Source organism: Vibrio nomapromontoriensis (assembly GCF_050337205.1).
Taxonomy (GTDB): domain Bacteria; phylum Pseudomonadota; class Gammaproteobacteria; order Enterobacterales; family Vibrionaceae; genus Vibrio; species Vibrio nomapromontoriensis.
Genome location: NZ_JAKJSS010000006.1, coordinates 706338 through 731442, shown reverse-complemented (window position 1 = coordinate 731442; position 25105 = coordinate 706338). Strand labels below are relative to the sequence as shown.

Here is a 25105-nt window from a genome sequence, read left to right as displayed (position 1 = left end):
TGATAAGTCTCTAATTTTTATGGTGATGCCTTTTGATTGAGTCAAAGTCGTCACTTTCACGTACAATTACAATATTCATACAGCTTATTCACGGTCGTAACATTAGACTATAGGCTGTTATTTAGGGATACAGGCACTCACCTCGTGTGATGTGGAGAGATGATGAAAAAAATAGTGCGCTTTATTGGTTTAGTCTTCAAGGGGATCTGGAAAGTCATTAACTTTACCAGATTAGCGATTGTGAACCTGATCTTCTTTGCCGTCATTGCAATGCTGTACTTTGGCTTTACGCAAGTTGACTCCAGTACGCCAGCCGTAAAAAAAGAGTCAGCATTAGTGCTTAACATTGCAGGACCTATCGTCGAGCAAAGCAGTTATGTCAATCCAATGGACTCAGTGACGGGATCCTTGTTTGGCAAAGACATGCCGAAAGAGAACGTGTTATTTGATATTGTCGATACTATTCGACATGCCTCAACCGATGATCATGTCACTGGACTGGTTCTCTCTTTGCGCGACATGCCTGAAACTAGCCTAACTAAATTGCGCTACATCGCTAAAGCCATTAACGAGTTTAAAGCGACAGGCAAGCCCGTACTCGCCTACGGATCGTTTTACAATCAGAGCCAGTATTACCTAGCCAGCTATGCCGATAAAGTTTACCTCGCCCCCGATGGTGCGGTTCTTATCAAAGGTTATAGCGCTTACTCCATGTACTATAAAACCTTACTCGAAAAACTTGATGTCACCACACATGTTTTCCGTGTAGGAACCTACAAATCAGCCGTAGAACCTTTTTTACGTGACGACATGTCTCCCGCTGCAAAAGAGTCAGCCACTCGTTGGGTTTCTCAGCTTTGGGACGCGTATGTCGACGATGTTGCGACCAACAGAGAGTTAGCAACGGATGTACTCACTCCGACTATGGATACCTTCCTAGCCGAGTTAAAATCGGTCGATGGTGATTTGGCGGCACTTTCCAAAAAACTTGGTCTTGTAGATGAACTTGCCACTAAGCAACAAGTGAACCAAGCCATGATCGATGCCTTTGGTAGTGATGGTGATGGCAGCTTTAATGCCATTGGCTACTATGACTACCAAATGACGATTCCGTTTGATGTTCAAGCGCCACAAGACAGCGTCGCAGTTGTCGTTGCGAGCGGAACCATTATGGATGGCGAACAGCCTAGAGGAACCGTTGGCGGAGATACTGTTGCTGGCTTGCTTAAACAAGCAAGAGAAGACGACACGGTGAAGTCAGTGGTATTACGAGTAGATAGCCCTGGTGGCAGCGCCTTTGCTTCAGAAGTCATTCGTAACGAAGTCGAGGCCCTACAGCAGGCTGGCAAACCCGTTGTTGTCTCTATGTCTAGCCTAGCCGCTTCTGGCGGCTACTGGATTTCAATGAGTGCCGACAAAATCATTGCACAACCCACAACAATCACAGGCTCTATTGGTATCTTTAGTGTCATTACTACCTTTGAAAAAGGACTCAATAACATCGGGATCAATACCGATGGCGTGGGGACATCACCATTTTCTGGTGTTGGTGTGACCACGGGGCTCACCGAAGGCGCTTCAGCGGCGTTCCAAATGGGCATAGAGAATGGTTATAAACGCTTCATCACCTTAGTTGCCGATAACCGTGACATGACCGTCGACGGCGTGGATAACATTGCTCAAGGTCGAGTTTGGACAGGGCAAGACGCATTAGACCGTGGTCTTATCGACCAAATCGGTGATTTTGACGATGCGGTTGCGGTTGCAGCCGAGTTGGGTAATCTCGACACTTATGATGTGTATTGGGTTGAAGAGCCACTTAGTCCTGCTCAACAATTTATGCAAGAAATGATGCAGCAAGTGAAAGTATCACTAGGCTACGATGTCTCAAGTTGGATCCCGGCTAGCTTACAGCCAGCCGCTGCGCAAATTCAGCAACAAGCCTCGCTAGTGGAAAGCTTCAATGATCCGAAAGGTCATTATGTATTATGCTTAACTTGTAATGTTGAATAGAACTAAATAAGTAGATTTAACCACTCAATTAAGCTGTAAAGAGCCGCCATTTCGGTGGCTCTTTTGTTTGTTTCCGCTATAATCCCGCTACCTGTCCAAATCATAAAAGTAATGTCTGTCATGACAAGAAAGCACATCTACATTGCCTATACTGGCGGAACCATCGGAATGAAAAAATCCAGCCATGGTTACATCCCAGTCGCAGGCTTCATGGAAAAGCAATTAGCCAGCATGCCTGAATTTCACCGTTCAGAAATGCCTGAATTTACCATCCATGAATACGATCCTTTGATTGACTCTTCAGACATGACACCAGCGGATTGGCAGCAGATTGCTGACGATATTCGTGACAATTACGACAAGTACGATGGCTTTGTTATTCTGCACGGCACCGATACCATGGCGTATACCGCGTCAGCGCTATCATTTATGCTAGAAAACCTGGGTAAGCCAGTCATCGTTACCGGCTCACAGATCCCTCTAGCAGAGCTTCGTTCAGATGGTCAAGCCAACTTACTGAATGCACTGCATATTGCTGCCAACTACCCAATTAATGAAGTGACGCTATTCTTCAACAACCAGCTAATGCGTGGTAACCGTAGCACGAAATCACACGCTGACGGTTTTAATGCGTTTACTTCGCCTAACTTGCCTTCTTTACTTGAAGCAGGGATCAATATTCAGCTAAGTAATGGCGTAGAAATCAATAAGCCTGCAGACGGCGAGTTCCGCGTTCATGACATCACACCCCAACCTATCGGTGTGATCACTATGTACCCTGGCATTTCACATGAAGTGATTCGAAACACACTGCTCCAGCCAGTAAACGCCATGATCTTGTTGACGTTTGGTGTGGGTAACGCGCCGCAAAACCCGACGCTTTTAGCGCACTTAAAAGAAGCATCAGAACGCGGCGTCATCGTCGTCAACTTAACGCAATGCTTGGCAGGTAAGGTGAATATGGGCGGCTACGCGACAGGGTGTGCACTAGCAGATTCTGGAGTGATCAGCGGATACGATATGACGCCAGAGGCCGCACTTGCCAAACTGCATTACTTATTAAGCCAAAACTTGTCTTATGAGCAGATCAAAACGCAAATGTCGGAAGTTCTGCGTGGTGAAATGAGTAAGTAGTCAACGCACAATTACAAGCAAACACGCTACCACAAACAAGTACACATCGAGTTGCTGTTCACCACGCTATGCGCGAGTTGGCTATACGCAAGTTAGCTATACGCAAGTTAGAGTGAGCAGCACCTTCATTCACCCTGTTTCTATTTTTCAAGTTTATCCAATACCCGCTCCGCCGCCTCTTCGATTAAATCTAACACCCGTTCAAAGCCCTGCTCTCCACCATAATAGGGATCAGGTATCTCTGTCTCACCAGTGCAGCCATGGCTCAAGAAAAGCGAAACCTTGCTTTGAAGGTGATTAGGACACCTTAGCTTTAAGTCACTGAGGTTATCTTTATCAGCAGCTAAAATCATATCAAAGTGATAAAAATCCTCATCGGTGACCTGTCTCGCTGACATATCAGCGAAACTATAACCGCGAGCCTCAGCCGCTACTTTTGCTCTCGCATCAGGCGCTGCACCTTCATGAAATCCAATCGTACCAGCAGAGTCCACTTCCACCGCTATACCTCGCCTTTTAGCACAAGCTTTCAGTACCGCCTCCCCCGTTGGAGAGCGACAAATGTTGCCCATACATACAACTAAAATTGATGGTTTCATAGCATTCCTCTTTATTTTAAAGTGCACCCATAGGTTACTCCGGAAATCCTGCTTACTCTATGAACAAAATTCTTTCGTTAATATCGTTAAAATAGCACTAATTTAAAATTTAACGTCGCGCAGCTTTACGACCTACATCACATTTATTTTACTCATAGAAATCAGAACTTACCAAACCCTCTCAATGCGCCCCACCCTAACCTAAGCAAACCTAAAACCACCCCAGAGAACTACGCCAAACTTACGAAAATCTAGCGTGACTTTTACGACACAAACAAATAAATCATTGTTATTAAAGGTTTTGTGATTTTTTTTACTTTGTAACAACGATTGATGTCACACAAAATTAATAGTCAATTTAAATCTGTTCCATGAGCCGTTACTTTTGCGCCGTCTTAATTCCCCAACTTGGAGATAGCATGCCTCGTCGCAGTATGATTACCATCGCTCTAATGAGCATTAGCTTTGCTAGTTCAGCACAGAGCCACCTTGCCGCTCAGCCTCTTGTCGATACCCTATCGGAAAACCTATCGATTCAATATCAAGTCGATAGCAACTTGACCGACAGTAATGGATTACCTTGCCAGAAACTTGGCGCGGATTGGGCGCTTTGTAATCAAAGTACGATGACCCTAACCAACGGCGGTACTGCCATTAAATCCAAAAACTGGTCACTCTATATTCATAGTGTGCGTATTATCTTAAAGCTGGATACAGATCAGTTCTCAATACAACGTATTACAGGCGATCTCTACGAAATCAAACCTACCTCTTCATTCAAAGGCATCGAATCTGGTGAGAGTTTAGATATTCCTGTTATCGGTGAATACTGGCAGCTATTTGAATCTGATTTCATGCCTCGTGCGTTTGTTAGCGCTGACAATGCAACGCCTAAAGTTCTCACTCAAATGGACACGGAAGATTTGAGCCAATTTGTTGCCCCGATTGAAGCGAAAAAACTAAAACGTGTATCGACGGACAACAATACACTTGTCACGCCAGAAGTTCGTTACCAAAACAATGCTGACTTATCTTTAACGCCAGTTAATCAACAAATTATCCCGACCCCTCACCAACTTATTGAAGGCAATGGAAGCCTTGATATACGAGCTGGTATTGATTTCACGTCACTACCAATAGACCAAGCAACATTGAGCGCGATTGAGTCAAGAGCTCAAGCACTCGGTCTATCAAAATCGGGTAGCATTGGTGTATATGGTGAAGTGGATAAAACGGCGCTTGCTAAAGAAATTCAAGTAAGCGGTGGCTATAAACTGACTATTAATGAAAATGGTATTCACGTATTTGGCTATGACGACGCCGGTTTGTATTATGCTATGCAGTCTCTATTTTCCCTGATCGATCTTGATGACCCAAGCCAAATCCCTTACTTAGAAATAAGCGATGCACCCCGTTATCAATACCGTGGTGTGATGGTCGATGTTGCCCGTAATTTCCACTCTAAGCAGGCTATTATCAAAACGCTCGACCAAATGAGCGCCTATAAACTCAATAAACTTCATTTACATCTTACTGACGATGAAGGATGGCGTTTAGAGATCCCTGGGTTGCCGGAGTTAACCGATATTGGTGCTAAACGCTGCTTCGATAAAACCGAAACCGAATGCCTATTGCCACAGCTCGGCTCAGGACCGGACAGCAACAATATGGGATCGGGTCACTTTAGCCGCGCGGATTATATTGAAATCCTTCGCTACGCTGCCGCTCGTCATATTGAAATCATACCCGAAATCGATATGCCAGCTCACGCTCGAGCTGCGGTTGTCGCCATGGAGGCTCGTTACAATGACTTCAAAGCACAAGGAAAGTTAGAGCTTGCGGAAGAATACCGCCTCATCGATCCAAAAGATGACTCAAACGTCACAACGGTACAGTTCTATGATCGAAAAAGCTTTATTAACCCCTGCTTAGAATCGTCGCATCATTTCGTCACAAAAGTGGTATCTGAAGTGCAAGCCATGCACAGTGAAGCTGGCGTACCATTAACTACTTGGCATTTCGGTGGTGATGAAGCGAAAAACATCAAATTACTCGGTGGACACCAAGACCGTCAGGCCGCTCAAAAGGTGGCAGGTCAAGGTGAGATCGACCTTAGTAATGAACATCACCCATTTGAAAAATCACCAAAATGCCAACAATTGTTAGCCGATACCGCTCTGACATCAGTTAAAGAGCTACCTAGTTATTTTGCTAAAAACGTAGCGAAAATTGCCAAAAATAAAGGTGTAGGGCAATTTCAAGCGTGGCAAGATGGCTTGAAAACAGCAACAGATTCAGGTGATTTTGCAACAGAAACAACACGAGTTAATTTCTGGGATACCTTGTATTGGGGCGGAACCGCCTCTGCGTACGAATGGGCTAAGAAAGGCTACCAAGTTATTATCTCTAACCCTGACTACCTATATATGGATTTCCCTTACGAATTCGATCCAAAAGAACGTGGCTACTACTGGGCAACGCGCTCAACCAACACTCGTAAGATGTTCTCTTTTGCGCCGGAAAACCTACCTCAAAATGCAGAGACATCACTTGATAGAGATGGCAATGGGTTTGAAGGCAAAGGCACAATCGAAGCGCCCGCGTTTTATGGCATGTCAGCTCAGTTATGGTCTGAGACCGTAAGAACGGATGACCAATACGAATATATGGTTTTCCCTCGCGTTTTGGCAGCAGCTGAGCGTGCATGGCACAAAGGCAGCTGGGAAACCCCGTATACCGTCGGTAGAACATACTCCCAAGACACACAGTGGGTTAATAAAGAGGCGCTTGCTGCTGACTTCAATCGTTTTGCAAACATCTTAGGTCAACGAGAGTTAGCTAAGCTCGCAAAAGTCGGTATTCAATACCGCCTTCCGGTTCCAGGAGCAATCCTAAACAACGGCAAATTAGAGATGAACAGCGCTTTCCCTGGAATCCAACTTCAATACTCGCTAAACCAAGGACAAGATTGGCTGAATTACGAAAGTGATACAGCACCAACTATTCATACTGATGTGTGGCTACGAAGTATCGATCGCCAAGGTCAGCGAAGCAGCAGAATCACCATTCTAAAACTCTAATATTTCAACACCTATCCATCAATGTTGCCCAAAGATGACTTTGGGCAACAACTTATAAAAAAGATAATCAACAATGAAAAAGCTAGCAGTAACAATGCTGACCTGTGTTTCAGTAGGCGCAGCCGCATCCGATAACATCGATATTGACGCTATTAAAGCAGGCATGAAATATGAGGTGTACGGTAAGATTGCCCTACAAGCTCACTTTCGGGAGTACGCGAACTCCCCCAATTTAACTGGGTTTCAAACCAACAATGAAAGTCGTATCGGCTTTCGTGGCAGTAAACAATTCGCTAAATTTAAGCCACTATTTATCTGGCAAATCGAGTCGGGTTACGTCGACCCTTCTTATAAAAATCATGAAGCTAGCGGCGGATTGGGTGAGCGAGACACGTTTGTAGGTTTTGAGGACTGGGACTCATTTGGGCAGATTCGTTTGGGCCGAGTGCTCACACCCATGTACGAAATTGTCGACTGGCCAGGTGCTAACCCGGGAATGGGCGATGTTTGGGACTGGGGTGGTATGATTGGCGGTGCCAAATTTCAAGATCGCTCATCCAATAGCATCCGATGGGACTCGCCTGAATGGCGTGGCGCATCTGTTGACGTGGGCTATGGCCGAACAAAAGCAGCGGCGACTGGCGCGGACCAAGGGTGGTGGCAAGGTAGTGCAGCGCACTACAAAGCGGGGCCTTTCTTAATTTCTGGTGCGTACGAAATTAACCGCAACACCAAAGAAACCGTCAATTATGAAAAACCGGGAAGCACGCCCGCGAAGACCTCTGATAGTCGTATTTGGGACAACAATACCTACCTTGCAAGTTTACAAGGCTGGTTCGACAACGGTATTTCATTCTTTACCCAATACCGTTGGCAAGATGCGTTGGTTACATCTGGTCTCGATACGGGGCGAAAAGAAAAGCAAAATGCCTTCTCAACCGCATTTATGTATGATATTTCAGATTGGCAGTTCAAACTTGGCTACGCGAAAAATGAGGAACTCAGCGTCAACGGTCAGACATTATCAGGAACGGATGACGATGTAATTTCTTTCCAGACTATGTATTACGTTGACCCAACTGCCGTCCTATATTTTCGAGCAAAAGACGTAAGAATGGGTGACAACAAACTGCCAGTATCTGGCTCACAGGACTTATCTTATCGTCGTTGGAAGTCAGACTCGTACGACGAAGTATCGGTTGGTGTCGAATACGTATTTTAACCACTGAATATTTAGGGAGGTCTTCCTCCCTATTAATGAGGTAACAATGAAAAAAATAATTAGCAGCCTACTTCTGTTGTTTACGTGCTTTAATTTACACGCACAAGAAACCACACACCTTCTTGAACTTGGGCGCGGTATTGTGGTCCACGTCGTCAACGGTGAAGCAGTCGAAAACGGGGTTTTCAATGACAATAATCAGTTGATTTTAAACCAAGCAGAAAACCAACTGCTTTTAACACTGGAGCAGCCGATCCCTTACAACACGATGAAAGAAAAGTATCGTTCAAATTTGATCGTGTTAACGTTTGAATTAACCTCTTCCAACGCAACGCTATCTTATCCTTTATTTAGAGATAAAGCCGATGCTCGAGCCTTTGAGCAAGAACTCAATTTTGAGTTCATAGACACAGAAAAATCATCTATTCGTTTTGTCGCGGACACCATTGCGACGACGGGCTTTGTCGGGTTTGAAGACTTCGTCGGGATTCTTAAAGAATATAACCGCAAGCAACAAGAACAATGAAAAACGCCAACGAGCTCAATTTAACTAATACCCACTTTGCAGTGGGTATTAGTTTTTAAGTGATTCCAGCCTAACCGTGCGCCGATATCCCTATTTATTCTCTTGTTTTTTTCTTGTCATATTCCTTTATCATGGAATAAACGTTAGCTGCCGCTTAATAAAGGGAATCAATCATGTCACTGTCAGATGAACAGAAACAGTTAAAACACAAAGCTCGTCAACAAAAAGTTAAAGAAAATGTTGATGAGAAAATTGCCAATGCCCAAGAAGAAAAAGGGCTACTACTTATCATTACTGGCAATGGTAAAGGCAAATCAACCTCAGGCTTTGGCACTGTAGCTCGAGCAGTAGGTCACGATAAAAAAGCTGCGGTGGCGCAGTTCATCAAAGGCACATGGGCAAACGGCGAGAGAAACCTTCTAGAAAAACTCGGTGTTGAGTTTCAAGTCATGGCGACAGGCTTTACCTGGGAAACACAAAATAAAGAAGCAGATACGATTGCTGCACAGTTGGTGTGGCAAGAGTGCAAACGTATGCTCAAAGACGACACTATTGATGTGGTGTTATTTGACGAACTCACCTACATGGTCAGCTATGGTTATATTGACTTAGATGAAGTGGTTGAAGCGCTAACCGAACGCCCTAAGATGCAATCGGTCATCATCACGGGCCGTGGCGCTCACCGCACTCTCATCGAACTTGCTGATACGGTTTCTGAAGTTAAGAATGTCAAACACGCTTTTGAATCTGGCGTTAAAGCACTAAAAGGCGTCGATTGGTGATTAATTAACCAAACAGCCTTCCCCATCACAAAAATGAGATGCAAGTCTCATTTTTTTCTATATACTGCCCCACCGTTTGCTACGCACTCGCGTCAGTTATACACCAATACAAGCCGTCACCAAGGAACTGTGAACGACCCCAAGGAATTGGACCAGCTGCAATTTTAAAAGCTTGTAAAGGTATAAAAATGGTCAAATATTTCTTTTCCTATCGTCAAGATTGGTTTCCGCAACCCTCGACGCTAACGTCTTGGTCTTCTTCTCCAATGCTGTTTACACTCACTGCTCGTGAGGTATACCCACTATGACCGCTATCCTTTTCGGGTTATTTGGCATCGCTTCCCTTATCGCTATTGGTTTTATCTTCTCAGAGAACCGAAAAGCAATTAACTGGAATACCGTGCTACGCGCACTATTACTGCAAGTTCTGTTTGCCGCTTTTGTCTTGTACATCCCTTTTGGTCAACACATCCTTGGTGCGATGAGCAATGGCGTAGCAAAAGTCCTGAGTTTCTCTGACGTGGGTATCCAATTTTTATTTGGTGATCTCGCCACTGAAGGGTTTATCTTTGCCGTTCGCGTTCTGCCAATTATCATTGTGATCAGCGCCCTTATCTCCGCTCTGTATTACCTTGGTATTATGCAAATCGTGATTCGTGTTTTAGGGGGCCTTATCCAACGCTTCTTGGGTACCAGCAAAGCCGAATCTCTGGTCGCAACAGGTAACATCTTCCTCTCTCAAGGTGAGTCACCGTTACTTATCCGTCCATTTCTTGCGACGATGACTCGCTCAGAACTATTCGCGGTGATGGCGGGTGGCATGGCGTCGGTTGCTGGCAGTGTATTAGGCGGTTATGCCGGACTAGGCGTGGAACTGCGATATCTGATTGCCGCCAGCTTTATGGCTGCACCTGGTTCTCTTATGATGGCGAAGCTCATTGTTCCTGAACAACACACCCCAGCGGACCACCAATCAATAGACTTAGACACCGGCGATCAAAGCAACGTCATTGATGCGCTTGCATCTGGTGCAATGAATGGCGTTAAGGTCGCCGTCGCCGTGGGTACAATGCTAGTGGCATTAGTCAGCGTGGTCGCAATGGCGAATGCTGCCATTGAATCTATCGCAGAGCTATTTGGTGCTGATGGTATTACGTTGCAGCTACTGTTTGGATACGTATTTGCCCCAATTGCATGGCTGATTGGTGTCGACCAAAGTGAGATGATGCTAGCTGGCTCATTCATTGGTCAAAAAGTTGTCATGAATGAGTTTGTCGCGTTCATCGACTTTATTAAGTACCAAGCAACACTATCTGAACACAGCCAAATTATTATTACTTTTGCGCTCTGCGGCTTCGCAAATATTGGCTCGATTGCCATTCAGTTAGGTTCTATTGGTGTCATGTCGCCAGAGCGTCGCTCTGATGTGGCAAGTTTAGGTTTTAAAGCAGTATTAGCCGGTACCCTTGCAAACTTAATGAGTGCCTGTTTAGCTGGGATATTCTTCTCGCTATAGATGCTTAGCTAGTTAGCAACAGGTTAATCTAGCACTTGTCAAAAACAAAAAGCGGTGTCCAAGGACACCGCTTTTTAATAACCATTCAACGCTATACTGCGTATGGTTAGCCTTATCACTGCTAGTTAAATAGCCCCTTCAAAAGACCATCAACAGCTTTCTTTGTCTTTTCATCTTTGATGCCAAGACGCTCTGTCGCGCGTTCCACTTCTTTTTGTGCTTTTTGCTTAAGCACATCATCAAAAACCAGCGCAAACTGCGGTTGTGTCCATGCGCCAGTGACTTTAATCGGAATAGTCACGTCACGCAGTTCAGTAATACTTTGTCCGCCCTGCCCTTCCAACGTTCCTACTACAGAAGTACGCACTAAAAAGTCGACCGTCTCATTAATGTAATTCGCCGAACCTTCGCCATGAATGCGTAACAGTGGTGACTCTGCCTTCATGTTGTTGGTCGATACCACGCCCTTATTCAACGTCAATGTAGCTGTCATTGCACTGAAGTCGGTTTTCTGCGGACCCTTCTTACCGTCTGGTGATTGCCCCTTAAATCGAGCGTAATTATCACGAATCATTTGAGCAACGTTGATGCCATTTACCGCGCCATCTTCAAAGTTGATCTTGATGGTTCCCTTCAGGTTTTTCTTAATGCCCGTCTGAGTTAAGCTTTTACCAGTAATATTGACATCAATATTACCGGTTCCTTCCAGCTTATCATTACCCGCTACGTCTTTAAGTAAAGGCTGAACTTTAACGCCTTTTATTTTCTTCACTGCGCTATAGCTTGCCGGCGACTTTCTCGCATCAAGCTTCGCTTTGGCCGTAATCGAACCCTGGTATAGGTTTGAACTAAATGATGTTAATTCTGCCACACCACGGTTGACATAAAATTGCGTCTTAACTGCCTGCATGTGTGCATTGGCTGCTTTAAATTTATCAATGGTAATTGAGCCTTTAACATCCAAACCTTTTAAGGCACTAAGATCCGGTTCAACTTCTACCGCGTTAGCAGGCTTTTCGCTACCACTGCCCGCTACGGTTTTGTCTTCCTGTTTAGCGGCTTCCTGTGACTGAGCCAGACCTAAAAATTCGTCTAGATCAATATTTGGGCTATGCAGTGAAAAACGCACTTTAGGAATATCAGCAAGCTGAACCGTGGCTTTCCCATCTAACACAATGTTATTCACCGTCAACTTTTGCAAGACAAAGTCGAGAAATTGCTTCTTCAAATCAAACGTTAAATTCGATGCCATACCAATTTTCATTGGTGACTGTGGCAAAGCTTCACCTTCTACCGCCGCATCCAGTGTTAACGCATTCAAGGTTAACATTGTCATCGCTTTATCGATTTCAAATGCGGTACTACCTGACGCGTTCAACGCCATGTCCGCCACGATACCTTGAAGCGCAAAACTAATGTTATTCACTTTATCAAATTCAAAAGTATCAAGTTTTAACTGAGCACTATCTATCTTGTTCACACCATCATTGAAAGTGGCATCAAATTCAATATTTCTTAGCGCATAGCGACTAAAGTCTTGGCTTAGCGTAAAGTCTGCTGTGCCGTTCGCAGCAAACTGCTGAGCTGCGGCTTGCCCTTTTGCTTCCATTGCCCCTTTGACTGAAAATTGCGCTGTCGTCCATTGGTCTGCGGCGAACTCAGATACGGTTAGACCGACATCATAAAGCTTGGTTAAGGTTCCCGTTTTAGCGTCTGAGATTTCGAGTAACGCATTGGAAACCATCACACCTGAAAGAGAAATCTTCCAGCCATCAGCCGATGTAGAAGTCGCGTCTTGTGGCGGTGTTGTCACGTCTTGAGTTGAGGTTTCTGGCGTCGCCTCTTTTGGCGTGGTAATCGCATCTAAATTGGAGCGACCGTCAGCAAGCGTCTCTAGATACACTTGCGCACCGTCTAATGTTATCGAACCAATGTCTAATGTCTTATCGAGTATTGGCATCACGGCAATACTCACGCCCACTTGGGTTACGCTGAATAAGTTTGGATTGTTAAAACCTTGCGGGTTTTTTAGTTTCGTCTCGCCCAATTCAAAGCCAAGAGACGGGAAGAACTGCCAACTGATGTCACCGTTAATTTCCAATTCAAGCCCGGTTTGTGTTTGAACTTGTTCAGTGATCATTGGCTTAAACTGATTAGGATTAACAAACACAACCAGTGCAGTGATAGCGACGATGACCACTAAAATTGGAATGGCGAGAATAAGGAGTAGTTTTTTCATTGGCAACTTCCTTGCAAGGCTAAAAAACAAAAAGTGGCACATAAAGTGCCACTAATTTATTAAAAAATAAAGCAATTTAAACGTTACGAGTGCACCCATTCAGTATAGAACAAATTGCAACAGCGTAACGTAAGAATTCAAATGCCTGACTGTAAGAATTACGCTCTAAGCAACTTCGCAATATGTGCTTTAAGTACGTCGATCGCAATACGGTTTTTACCACCACGAGGAACAATAATATCGGCATACTGCTTTGACGGTTCAATAAACTGCATGAACATTGGACGAACTGTCTTCTGATATTGCTGCAGTACAGATTCCATAGTACGTCCACGCTCTTCAACATCACGGGTCACACGGCGCAACAAGCAAATATCTAACGGCGTATCCATAAAGACTGTCGCATGCATGAGCTTGCGGAGTCTTGGGTCCGTTAGCAGCAAGATACCTTCAAGAATGATCACTTTTTTCGGCGTTAACGCCGTCGTTGTGCTCGTACGAGTATGATCAGAATAACTATATTCCGGTACTTCAACCGCTTCACCGCGAATCAACGCTTCTAGGTGGTCACACAATAAGTCGTGATCAAGCGCATTTGGGTGATCGTAGTTGGTTTTAACACGCTCATCCATACTCAGATGGCTTTGGTCGTTGTAGTAACAATCTTCCGTGATCACACCAATTTGGTGATCGCCCACTTTTTCGCGCAGTTCGTTATAGATAGTGCTCGCAATGAGACTTTTTCCAGAAGCAGAAGCGCCAGCGATACCGACGATGACACATTGATTATTATCAGACATTCTTTGCACCTAGTACATATATGGTGGTGAGGACAAAACCGGGTAATTATAGGGATTTCACCCCTTAGATACTAGACGGTCACGCAGTTATTTGGTGCTCAATATTGCCTTTTGCCACCAATTTTTACTTTGCAATCGATTACTTTTTTCACCGCCACCACGAACTATCGATTTTGCCTTACTCTACCATGGTAAATTGAATGGATTCAGGCTTGGCTTTACCACTCCAATAAAGGTCGGCGCACACCCTTTCTGCCAACATTCGATAGATAGCAGCATGCTCACCTTGAGGACTGGCCACTACCGTTGGCGCACCATTATCCACTGACTCACGAATATCAATATGCAGCGGCACCTGAGCTAATAGATTAATACCAAATTTGGACGCCATCCATTCTGCGCCACCAGAGCCAAAAATATGCTCTTTCGAACCGCACTGACTACAGATGTGATAACTCATATTTTCAATCACGCCCAGCACCGGCACAGACACTTTATCAAACATCGCCACCCCTTTAATCGCATCGGCTAATGCTAAGTCTTGCGGAGTGGTGACAATCAGTGCTGCCGTTACAGGGATTTGCTGTGATAACGTCAACTGGATATCACCTGTACCCGGTGGCATATCAAGGATCAAGTAATCCAACTCGGGCCATTCTGTCTCATTCAATAATTGCGCTAAGGCCTTCGATGCCATAGGGCCGCGCCAAATCGCCGCATCATCAGAACTAATTAAATAACCAATCGATTGAGTGTAAATACCGTGCGCTTCAACAGGCTGCATCCACTTACCATCGCGAACCTCAGGGTGGGCATCCATTTTACCGAGCATCAGTGGTACCGACGGCCCATATACATCGGCATCCAAAATGCCCACTTTCGCCCCTAACTTGCGAATAGCAAGCGCGAGATTAACCGCCGTCGTTGATTTGCCCACTCCACCTTTTGCCGACGTCACCGCAATAATATTCTTCACGCCCTTTACTTCTGCCGCCACTGTCGTAACGAGGGGCTTAGTTGAGCTAGAAACAGAGAAATTAAACGCCGCGACTTGCTGGCTCTCTTGCTTGTTGTTGATCCATACCTCTAATTCACTTAATAGTGTTTGGTTAGCAAAGGGCAGCGTAATAATAAATTCACCCGTTGCCAGAACCTTCACTACATCAGGAACTTCACTCCAGCCAACTTTTAGATTATCCGCAGTAAATTCACCTAGCCATTGACAAAATTCTTGTTTCGACTCAAACGTGCGCATTAGGGGGTTCCTTGTATTTGCTATTACTGTAAGACTAGCACTGAGTTGCCAGAACCAGAACCCCAAAAAAGTTAAGGGGATTGACTCGGGATACCTTGGAGTCCCGACGAGCATCATGTAGTATTAGCCAATATTTTACACTGAATAAGAAAGCGATAATTAAGTATGGCAACCGATCCGAGAAATCTTTCCGCAAGGAAACTGTTGGTAACCTGCGCGCTACCGTACGCTAATGGCTCAATCCACCTAGGTCACATGCTTGAACATATTCAAGCTGACATCTGGGTACGCTATCAGCGTCTACGTGGCAACGTAGTTAACTTCATTTGTGCTGATGACGCTCACGGCACACCAATCATGCTGAAAGCTCAGCAGATGGGGATCTCGCCAGAAGAAATGATCGCAGCGGTTAGCGAAGAGCACCAAAAAGATTTCGCGGGCTTTGATATTAGCTTTGATAACTATCACAGCACGCACAGTGATGAGAACCGCGAGCTTGCTTCTCATATCTATCTAGAGCTTAAGAAAAACGGCTTTATTTCTAGCCGTACAATTTCTCAGTTGTTCGATCCTGAAAAAGAAATGTTCCTGCCGGACCGTTTCGTTAAAGGTACATGCCCTAAGTGTAAGTCTGAAGACCAATACGGTGATAACTGTGACAACTGTGGTGAAACCTACAGCCCAACAGAGTTGATTAACCCGAAATCAGCAGTATCTGGTGCGACACCTGTAATGAAAGACTCTGAGCACTTCTTCTTTGACCTGCCTCAATTCGAAAGCATGTTGAAAGAATGGACACGTTCTGGCTCTCTACAAAACGAAACTGCTAACAAAATGCAGGAGTGGTTTGAGTCTGGCTTACAACAATGGGACATCTCTCGTGATGCGCCTTACTTTGGTTTTGAAATCCCAGGCGAAAAAGATAAATTCTTCTACGTGTGGCTTGATGCCCCTATCGGCTACATGGGTTCATTTAAAAACCTTTGTGACAAGCGTGACGATCTAGACTTCGATGAATACTGGAAAAAAGACAGCACGACTGAGCTTTATCACTTCATCGGTAAAGATATTGTTTATTTCCACAGCCTATTCTGGCCTGCGATGCTTGAAGGCTCAGGATTCCGCAAACCAAACAATGTCTTTGTTCACGGTTATGTCACAGTGAATGGCGCGAAGATGTCTAAGTCAAAAGGCACCTTTGTTAAGGCTAGTACTTACCTTAACCATTTAGACCCTGAGTGCTTACGTTACTACTACGCAGCGAAACTAAACAGTCGTATTGATGACTTAGATCTTAACCTTGAAGACTTCACTCAGCGTGTTAACGCCGACGTTGTTAACAAGATCGTTAACCTAGCATCACGTAATGCTGGTTTCATCACTAAGCGTTTTGATGGCAAGCTATCTGACAATTTTGCCGAACCTGAGCTTTATAACGAATTTGTCGCTGCCGCTGAGCGTATCGGCGCATTCTATGAGTCTCGTGAATTTGGTCGCGCTATTCGTGAAATCACCGCTCTTGCTGACAAAGCTAACCAATATGTCGATGAGAAGGCTCCATGGGTGGTGGCTAAAGAAGAAGGTAAGGACCAAGAGCTGCAAGATATCTGCTCTGTTGGTATCAACCTTTTCCGAGTGCTGATGGCCTACTTAAAGCCAGTAATGCCAGAACTTGCTTCTAGAACTGAAGCGTTCTTAAATGAAGAGTTAACGTGGGAGAACATTGAATCTCCGTTGACCGCTCATGACATTACTAAGTTCAAAGCTCTATTCAACCGTATCGACCCTAAAAAGGTTGAAGCTATGGTAGAAGCATCGAAAGAAGATGCGGCGATTGAAATGGCAGCAAAGGAAAAAGCGGAAGCTGAAAAAGAACAAGCCAGCCAAACTGAACTTGATAAAGAGCCAATCTCTGAAGAGATTGAATTCGATGACTTTGCAAAAGTCGACATGCGAATTGCACGTATCATCTCTTGTGAAGAAGTGCCAAAAGCAAACAAGCTACTTAAATTCCAATTGGATATTGGCGGCGAAACTCGTCAGGTATTCTCTGGTATTAAATCGGCGTATAAACCAGAAGAGCTGGAAGGGAAGCTAACCGTCATGGTTGCTAACCTAAAACCGCGTAAAATGAAGTTTGGTATGTCAGAAGGCATGATCCTAGCCGCAGGTCCTGGTGGCAAAGACTTATGGATTCTAGAACCGCACGAAGGCGCACAGCCAGGTATGCGTGTCATGTAAACCTACGCAATGAAAAAGCCAGCCTTTTCGGCTGGCTTTTTTTATTCTGAAACTTTTCATTCCAAAAAAACCACAATGCTGTGGTTTTTTTGCCTACGTATCGCTATAGCGATATTTGACACAAAATTAACTGTCGTCTTCAGTAAAGCTCGTCGGAAGTGTGGTTTTCATCTGATTCCATACTTGGCCACTTGCCAAACCATATTGACGAATCACTACCGGAAGCCTATCACGATCACCCGACTCACAAATGACCAGTAGGTCTTTGTAAAAGTTAAGCGCCAACATTCTCGCTTCTGGATTTGAGAAATAGTACGTACCTACACGATCGTAAAGCTTTTTCAAACCATTAAAGATAAGCCCGTAAATTTGGTTACCAGAATGGAAAGCTAAACGTTGGAACAACATGTAGTCGTAAAAGTTAAAAGTACGAGCAATCAATGCGATCTGACGCTTTTCTTCGTCTTTCTCGGTTTCGTCTTTAACATGTTGACGAATTTTATCTTCATACGGTGACGTCTCGACGAATGCGTCCCAAGACTCGGCATTTAACAAGCTTTCACAAGACTCAATAATACCTTCGATGGTTCTTTCCGAGTTCTCTTTATTAGCTTTAAATGCATAACGCATAAATATTGGGCTAATATTTGTGCGCGCCGCCAATAAGTCCTCTACGATAGAGGTCGCGTTATCGGCATCTAATGTCATTAACGTATCAAGAATATGCAGACCCGACGTCTCCATAAACTGGTTAACTTTGGTTGGTTTACCATGTTGAATCGTTAACCAACCATCACGAGCAAGACGTTGCAGCACTTCGCGCAACGTTGTCCTTGTCACCCCAATTAGTTCTGATAACTCACGCTCTGCCGGTAGAATTGAACCAGGGGGAAAGCGACCATTCCAGATACTTTCGATAATATATTTTTCAGCGAACCCTGCTGGGCTCTTCGCCTTAATCACCATTATGGGGTTTATCCAATTATTTAATTCATTTGACTATAGAACTCATCATACCACTACTTAAAGAAATTGGTAAACCTACACTACTTATATCTGTAACATTAAAAATATAGAGTTTTGACTCTATATTGACATTTCTTCAGCGGTTCGCATTCATTGCTAGCAAATATCATTGAACAACCAGTGTTAATGATTCCATCACATACTCATGACCCAAGAGGCATGGCAAGGCGCCTTGCTATACGGCCTGTTTATTATTACGTTATATCCGAAGCAAAGACGCCTTTACCCAAGAATAACTTTCTTTTTTAACCAATTCGTTTCAACTACTATCGTTGAGCCCTGTTTTTTACAATCGCTTGTATCTTGTAACGCCTACATGGGCACCATAGAACCATGTTTTACTTATCTTGCATGGATCGCGTTTTTGGAAAAAACTAGAATAATCAACCCCTGAAATTGTAATTTTTGTTGACTATATCCAATCAAAGAGTAGAGTTGCGGTCGAAGCAAGGAGCGCTTAAAAACTGAGAGACTTGGCAAGTGAACAAAGGCCTTCGCCCACGTGAAATGACGTTTGTTTTCTAAGTTTTTATAGTTTAATTTTGTTTGGAACCTCCTCTCAAATACTCTAACGCCTTCTTGTAAATTTCGATTAATAACTACATAAGAGTATTACTATGCCGATGTCTATAGGAAAGGCTTTCATCAAGAACTTCCTTGGTAAAGCTCCGGATTGGTATAAATTAGCGATCATTGCTTTCCTAATTATCAACCCTATCGTTTTTTTCCTGATTGATCCGTTTGTAGCCGGTTGGCTACTTGTTGTTGAGTTCATCTTCACCCTTGCAATGGCGCTAAAATGCTACCCATTACAACCTGGTGGATTACTCGCAATTGAAGCCGTTGCAATGGGGATGACCAGTCCCGCCATGGTGAAACACGAAATCGTAAATAACATCGAAGTACTGCTACTCCTTGTATTTATGGTGGCAGGTATCTACTTCATGAAACAACTTTTGTTGTTCATGTTTACCAAGATCTTACTGGGCATCCAGTCTAAAACTATTCTTTCTTTGGCGTTTTGTTTTACCGCCGCTTTCCTGTCAGCCTTCCTTGATGCTCTGACAGTAATTGCCGTTGTTATCAGTGTCGCAATCGGGTTTTACTCAATTTATCACAAAGTGGCATCTGGAAAAGGGTCAGGCTCTTCTCATGACCATACGCATGATGATGAGCTTTCAGAACTCACCCGCGAAGACCTTGAAGATTATCGTGCTTTCTTACGCTCTCTGCTGATGCACGCAGGTGTAGGTACAGCGCTAGGCGGCGTAATGACAATGGTTGGCGAGCCACAAAACCTGATTATTGCCGATCAAGCTGGCTGGTTATTTGGTGAATTCATTATTCGCATGCTACCTGTAACCGCTCCGGTCTTTGTACTTGGTCTGGTAACTTGTGCGCTTGTTGAAAAATTCAAAGTATTTGGCTATGGCGCGCAGCTTCCTGATAACGTTCGTCAAATCTTAGTTGATTTTGATCGTGAAGAACGTAAGACAAGAACAAAGCAAGATGTCGCAAAACTATGGATCCAAGGTGCTATCGCTGTTTGGTTGATTGTCGCACTGGCGATGCACCTTGCTGCTGTAGGTCTTATCGGTCTATCTGTTATTATCCTTGCGACTGCGTTTACCGGTGTTATTGAAGAGCACTCAATGGGTAAAGCCTTTGAAGAAGCTCTACCTTTTACTGCATTGCTTGCCGTATTCTTCTCAATTGTTGCTGTTATTATCGACCAAGGTCTTTTCAAGCCAATCATCGATGCGGTACTCCACGTTGAAGACAAAGGCACACAATTAGCGCTGTTCTACGTCGCTAACGGTATACTATCGATGGTTTCCGACAACGTATTTGTAGGAACCGTTTACATCAACGAAGTAAAAGCCGCTCTAAACGACGGACTGATTACTCGTGATCAGTTCGACTTACTTGCCGTTGCTATTAACACTGGTACTAACCTGCCTTCTGTTGCAACGCCAAATGGTCAGGCTGCGTTCTTGTTCCTATTAACTTCAGCACTTGCTCCGCTTATCCGCTTGTCGTATGGCAAAATGGTCATCATGGCACTGCCTTACACTGTCGTTTTGGCATTAGTTGGTTTGTTTGGCATCGTGTATTTACTAGAACCTATGACGGCTTGGTTTTACGACGCAGGCTGGATTGTAGAGAATTCAAGTAAGGTTATTGAGGCCGCTGTCTCATCTGGGCATTAATTTTTAGTTGCTTGTGAAACTAATCCACGTTAAAAAGCTCTGAGTATTCAGAGCTTTTTTTATTTCAAGGACGACTCCGTGACGATTCTTTCCAACATCAAAGCATTTTCCAAGACACGCCTTTCGTGGGCCCTATTGTTTGCGTGCACATTAATTTTTGAACTATGCGCGTTATTCTTCCAGCATGTGTTAATGCTAGGCCCGTGTGTAATGTGCATTTATGAGCGTGTTGCCATGTTCGGCATCTTAGGTGCGGCGACTATCGGTCTGATTAACCCTAACAATGTGGTATTGCGCTGGACTGGCCTCGTTGCATGGGGAGCCGCTGCCGTTAAAGGGTTAACATTGTCACTAGAGCACGTGGATTATCAATTTAATCCTTCACCATTTAAAACTTGTGATCTATTTGTCACGTTCCCAGATTGGGCACCACTTAACCAATGGGTCCCATGGATGTTTGAAGCCTATGGCGATTGCTCAAAAGTTGTTTGGCAATTTTTCACGCTTTCAATGCCTCAGTGGCTGGTGATAATTTTTGCAGGAAACCTTGTCGCATTAGCCATTATTATCTTGGCTCAAGGTGCAAAACAGTCCCACTCGCGCGCTCGTGGTTTTTAGTAACCCCTAAGCATGTACTCCCAAATAAAAGCCCCCTGTCGCGGCATCACAACAGGGGGCTTTTCGATTCCTCAAATAGGCGTTAGTTACCACAACACTTTTTATATTTTTTGCCACTGCCACAAGGGCAAGGGTCATTACGGCCTGTGTCTTTAAATGGATTAACCGATTGAGATTGATGACCAATCATCATTTCATCAGCCGCCAACGCAATTTCATTAATCATGTGATCGAGCTGCGGAGCTAAGTCATTAAGCTGCGGTAACGTCTCGTAACCCGCTTGCGTCATTTCAGCATGCGTTTGAGTTTCGTCAATCGCCAACATTAGCGTGGTTAGAAACGCTTGTAGCATTCGGATCGTGCCATCACTTGGCGATTTTTCAAACCACAACGGCTCAACATGTTGCCACGCTGCCATGAAGCCTTCAGCAAAGTCAGCTAAACGCTCACGATTATCATCCAACTCCGGTAGCACATTGTATTGATTTGCTTTTAGATACGCGTACTGGGCGTTCAGATGCGCAACAACCCACTCTTCTTGTTGCTTATCATAGTCAGCAATAACCGTCGCTAACCACTCTGAAGGTGCTAATGGTGAAACGGTGAAGTTTGCGGCAAGAATAGCTCCTTCCAAGTAGTCTGCCGACTCGCCTTGCCATCCGTTAGGTAATTGAATGAGATTCATAATATGGGTTTCTGTATTTAGGTTTGCCGCAAGTATATTTCGCACCTAGCAATACATCAATGGTCGATTCTTGATCGCTTTCCAGATAGAATCCCCGCTCCAGAATAATGAGAGTAGCCCTATGCGTGTTGTTTTAGGTCCAATGGAAGGTGTGTTAGACCATTTAATGCGAGAAATTTTGACTGAGATTAACGACTACGATCTCTGCGTCACCGAATTTGTACGTGTGGTTGATCAGCGCTTACCAGACCATGTTTTCCACCGCATTTGCCCCGAGCTTACGCAAGGTTCGCAAACTAAATCAGGGACTCCGATTCACATCCAATTGCTTGGCCAACATGCACAATGGATGGCAGAAAACGCCGTCATTGCTGCGGAACTGGGCGCGAAAGGCGTTGACCTAAATTTTGGCTGTCCTGCAAAGCTGGTAAATAAGAGCAACGGCGGCGCCGCGATGCTTCAGCACCCTGAACAAATTTACCAAGTCATTAAATCCTGTCGTGATGCGGTTGATCCATCTGTGCCCGTTACAGCAAAGATCCGCTTAGGCTGGGAAAACCCCGATGATTGCTATGAAATCGTTGATGCCGTCGAACAAGCTGGCGCAGCTGAGCTTACCGTTCATGCTCGTACTAAAGCGGGCGGATATAAAGCCAGTGAAATTAAGTGGGATTACATTAATGAAATACGAAAACGTGTTTCGGTTCCATTGATTGCCAACGGCGAAATTTGGAACTACGAGGACGGCCAGCGCTGTATCGCCACCACTAGTGTTGACTCATTAATGGTGTGTCGCGGCGCGTTTAACGTACCGAACCTAGGTAATGTCGTCAAACATAACCAAGAGCCTATGCCGTGGTGTGAGGTGGTCGATTTACTGATCCAATACTCAACGTATGAGATGAAAGGCGACAAGGGGATGTACTACCCTAACCGAGTGAAACAGTGGTTTGCTTATTTACGCAACCAATACCCAGAGGCAATGGAACTGTTCCGTGAGATTCGGGTTCACAAAACCGCCGAACCAATAGTTGCTGACATCAAACGCTATCGCGACGCTCTTTTAGTCAATTAGCGACGTAATTAAAGTATTCGTCGCAATAGCCAGTCTGAATCATATTGTCAGTTAAACAAAAGTATGGACTCTTTACCCTTAATTTCGAGTTTAAGGGTATCCCCTGCAATGTCATATGACGTTTTCGTCCACCAGCATCGTAAGCCTTTACAATTGGACGCAACTTTCCAAAGTGGTAACGAAACGGTTATCGGCGCATCCGATAGGTTAAAACCACTGATCACAACGTTACCCTTAAATTCTCGCGCATAAATCAAGCCGCCCGCTTCTACCCATAGCGGGACAAAACTGCCCTTTTGTAACGCAGATAGCTGTCGTCTTGCGGCAATCAATTCGGTAAAGTATTTAAGCCAGTCACTGTGTTCAATTCTATCCCAAGGGAAGCAGCGTCTATTATCGGGATCATGGCTCCCTTCTAACCCAACTTCTGTACCGTAATATAGACAAGGTGCCCCCACATAAGTCATAAGTAGCTGTGCTGCGATTTTAAACCTATCCACATCGCCTTGTAATGTGGTCAGTAAGCGCTCAGTATCGTGGCTGTCTAATTGGTTAAGTTGCGAAAGCTGATTCGCCCATGGTAGCTTTGCACTCGCTTCACGTAACCACTCCAAAAAGTCGCGACAATCAAGCTCAATCGGATCAAACTGAATATCTTTGCTCGCCAATAGCGCTCTAACTGGATGCGCAAAACCATAATAGTTCATCGAGCCATCTTCTTGATCGCCTTGCAGCCAGCTCGTTGCCTCAAAAAAGTGTTCCCCAAGCATGTAAGAGTCCGGTGATACTGACTTCATCGCCTCACGAAAAGCGGAAACATAGTGCGCATTATTCGCCGCCCCCTCACCTTCTCCTAGCATATGAATCACATCAAAGCGCCAACCATCAATCAAGTAAGGCGGCTTCAACCAATGTTTGATCACCGAATCTTCGCTCTGATAAATCGCGTCCCGAACCTGTTTATTATTGAAGTTCAGCACGGGTAAGGTATCAATACCCTTCCACCCAACATAGCTACTAGCGCTATCACTACACTCAGAGCTCTGATCTTTAAAGAAGTAATAGTCACGATATGGACTATTTACCGAACCATAGGCACCGTTCCTTGTTTGTGATTTATCAAACCAGGCATGCTCAGTGGAAGTATGATTAAGCACGGCATCAAGTACGATCTTCATCCCTCTTTGATGGATGTCCTCGGATAGTGTTGCAAACTGCTGGTTAGTCCCAAATTTCGGATCAATAGAATAGTAGTCTACCGTGTCATACTTATGGTTGGAGTAAGAAGTGAATATCGGGTTGAGGTACAGTGTTGTAATACCTAACGCTTGTAAATAATCTAACTTTTGTTGTACACCCGCTAAATCGCCACCGTAGAACTCCACGGCACCAGTATTGCCATGTTGACCAACCGGTTCTCCCCACGATCGCTTCACAGATTGTCGATTTTTGCCTAAATACTGATATTCACCATCTTCAACCCCAATGGAGGGATCACCATTACAGAAACGTTCTGGGAATATCTGATAAAAGACCTGCTCAGACACCCATTCTGGTGGGCAGGCGACTCGGTTGTATTTAAAGTGATATTCCCTACCGGGCATCCTCACTTGCACGCCACGACCATCTAACCAATACTGAGCCTGCCCTAAGATCGCTTTAAAAGTGTAATAAGTGACTGGCTTATCCTGACTCAGAGGCAGTATTGCCTGCCATACTCGCAAGCGACCCTTTTTCTCCCCCGACGTCATTTCAATGATGTACTCTTCATTGTCGGGTTCATGCCTTAGCAGCACCCGCTCAAAGGGTAAGTCTTCGGTGAGTAATTCAATATGCAAACAATCAGCATGTGCAGTAACACTGTCAGTAGTCTGCGAATGATAGAGATAAGGAGTGCTCATAAGTCTCTTGTTACCAGTGATTTAGGATGACGCTATTCTAATCAACTCCGTAGACAAAAAAATCCCCCTTCAAATTGAAGAGGGATCACAGTTAGTAGGCGGAGAAGACTAGGCGTAGAGCTCAATCGCACTCACGATTGACTAGGTCAATAGTAGGTAAGTAGTAGGTAGATACATAGTAGG

At 44.6% G+C, this 25105-nt stretch carries 18 protein-coding genes; 11 read left to right on the top strand and 7 right to left on the bottom strand.

Annotated features, from left to right (window positions below):
• Positions 1-162: 162 nt before the first annotated feature.
• Together sppA and ansA are read left to right on the top strand one after the other, a co-directional pair.
• Positions 163-2013, top strand: a complete 1851-nt coding sequence (gene sppA, locus L4D05_RS03385; protein WP_428793123.1) for a signal peptide peptidase SppA — start codon at positions 163-165, stop codon at positions 2011-2013.
• Between the two features lie 120 nt (positions 2014-2133).
• The gene (ansA, locus tag L4D05_RS03380; protein WP_265675276.1) at positions 2134-3147 is read left to right on the top strand and encodes an asparaginase; all 1014 of its coding nucleotides are present in this window, start codon (positions 2134-2136) and stop codon (positions 3145-3147) included.
• A 140-nt stretch (positions 3148-3287) separates the two neighbouring features.
• Here the strand turns inward: ansA and L4D05_RS03375 are convergent, their stop codons facing one another.
• Positions 3288-3746, bottom strand: coding sequence for a low molecular weight protein-tyrosine-phosphatase (locus L4D05_RS03375; RefSeq protein WP_428793022.1), 459 nt, complete (start codon positions 3744-3746; stop codon positions 3288-3290).
• A 419-nt stretch (positions 3747-4165) separates the two neighbouring features.
• On the opposite strand from L4D05_RS03375, the gene L4D05_RS03370 reads away from it, so the two are divergent.
• The 5 genes from L4D05_RS03370 to L4D05_RS03350 all read left to right on the top strand — a co-directional run bounded on the left by L4D05_RS03370 (position 4166) and on the right by L4D05_RS03350 (position 10872).
• Positions 4166-6826 (top strand): beta-N-acetylhexosaminidase, encoded by a 2661-nt coding sequence (locus tag L4D05_RS03370; protein WP_428793021.1) that lies wholly within the window; start codon positions 4166-4168, stop codon positions 6824-6826.
• 73 nt (positions 6827-6899) lie between these two features.
• Entirely contained in the window at positions 6900-8048 is a 1149-nt protein-coding gene (locus tag L4D05_RS03365) for a porin (RefSeq protein WP_428793020.1), read from the top strand.
• Between the two features lie 46 nt (positions 8049-8094).
• Positions 8095-8574 carry a DUF2057 family protein gene (locus L4D05_RS03360; RefSeq protein WP_428793019.1) on the top strand — a complete coding sequence of 160 codons (480 nt, stop codon included), beginning with the start codon at positions 8095-8097 and terminating at the stop codon, positions 8572-8574.
• 173 nt (positions 8575-8747) lie between these two features.
• A complete protein-coding gene (gene cobO, locus L4D05_RS03355) occupies positions 8748-9356 on the top strand; it encodes a cob(I)yrinic acid a,c-diamide adenosyltransferase (protein ID WP_265675281.1) in 609 nt (202 codons plus the stop codon).
• Positions 9357-9660: 304 nt separating this feature from the next.
• Positions 9661-10872: a NupC/NupG family nucleoside CNT transporter gene (locus L4D05_RS03350; RefSeq protein WP_428793018.1), complete on the top strand. Its 1212-nt coding sequence runs from the start codon at positions 9661-9663 to the stop codon at positions 10870-10872.
• A gap of 121 nt (positions 10873-10993) precedes the next feature.
• Here L4D05_RS03350 and L4D05_RS03345 read toward each other — a convergent pair whose 3' ends face one another.
• From L4D05_RS03345 to apbC, 3 genes are all read right to left on the bottom strand, one after another.
• Positions 10994-13111: an AsmA family protein gene (locus tag L4D05_RS03345; protein WP_428793017.1), complete on the bottom strand. Its 2118-nt coding sequence runs from the start codon at positions 13109-13111 to the stop codon at positions 10994-10996.
• 158 nt (positions 13112-13269) lie between these two features.
• The gene (gene udk / locus L4D05_RS03340) at positions 13270-13911 is read right to left on the bottom strand and encodes a uridine kinase (RefSeq protein WP_428752322.1); all 642 of its coding nucleotides are present in this window, start codon (positions 13909-13911) and stop codon (positions 13270-13272) included.
• 178 nt (positions 13912-14089) lie between these two features.
• Positions 14090-15166, bottom strand: a complete 1077-nt coding sequence (gene apbC, locus L4D05_RS03335) for an iron-sulfur cluster carrier protein ApbC (RefSeq protein ID WP_428793016.1) — start codon at positions 15164-15166, stop codon at positions 14090-14092.
• 165 nt (positions 15167-15331) lie between these two features.
• On the opposite strand from apbC, the gene metG reads away from it, so the two are divergent.
• A complete protein-coding gene (metG, locus tag L4D05_RS03330) occupies positions 15332-17407 on the top strand; it encodes a methionine--tRNA ligase (protein ID WP_428793015.1) in 2076 nt (691 codons plus the stop codon).
• Positions 17408-17533: 126 nt separating this feature from the next.
• On the opposite strand, the gene fadR is transcribed toward metG, so the two are convergent.
• Positions 17534-18373, bottom strand: a complete 840-nt coding sequence (gene fadR, locus L4D05_RS03325) for a fatty acid metabolism transcriptional regulator FadR (protein ID WP_428752325.1) — start codon at positions 18371-18373, stop codon at positions 17534-17536.
• Positions 18374-19050: 677 nt separating this feature from the next.
• Here fadR and nhaB point away from each other — a divergent pair.
• Together nhaB and dsbB are read left to right on the top strand one after the other, a co-directional pair.
• Entirely contained in the window at positions 19051-20643 is a 1593-nt protein-coding gene (nhaB, locus tag L4D05_RS03320) for a Na(+)/H(+) antiporter NhaB (protein WP_428752326.1), read from the top strand.
• Between the two features lie 78 nt (positions 20644-20721).
• Positions 20722-21261, top strand: coding sequence for a disulfide bond formation protein DsbB (dsbB, locus tag L4D05_RS03315; protein WP_428793014.1), 540 nt, complete (start codon positions 20722-20724; stop codon positions 21259-21261).
• Between the two features lie 82 nt (positions 21262-21343).
• Here dsbB and L4D05_RS03310 read toward each other — a convergent pair whose 3' ends face one another.
• Entirely contained in the window at positions 21344-21946 is a 603-nt protein-coding gene (locus tag L4D05_RS03310; protein WP_428752328.1) for an SEC-C metal-binding domain-containing protein, read from the bottom strand.
• 121 nt (positions 21947-22067) lie between these two features.
• Between L4D05_RS03310 and dusC the strand changes: the two genes are divergently transcribed.
• Positions 22068-23021, top strand: coding sequence for a tRNA dihydrouridine(16) synthase DusC (gene dusC, locus L4D05_RS03305; RefSeq protein ID WP_428793013.1), 954 nt, complete (start codon positions 22068-22070; stop codon positions 23019-23021).
• A gap of 47 nt (positions 23022-23068) precedes the next feature.
• Here the strand turns inward: dusC and malZ are convergent, their stop codons facing one another.
• Positions 23069-24922 (bottom strand): maltodextrin glucosidase, encoded by a 1854-nt coding sequence (gene malZ, locus L4D05_RS03300; protein ID WP_428793012.1) that lies wholly within the window; start codon positions 24920-24922, stop codon positions 23069-23071.
• Positions 24923-25105: the final 183 nt, after the last annotated feature.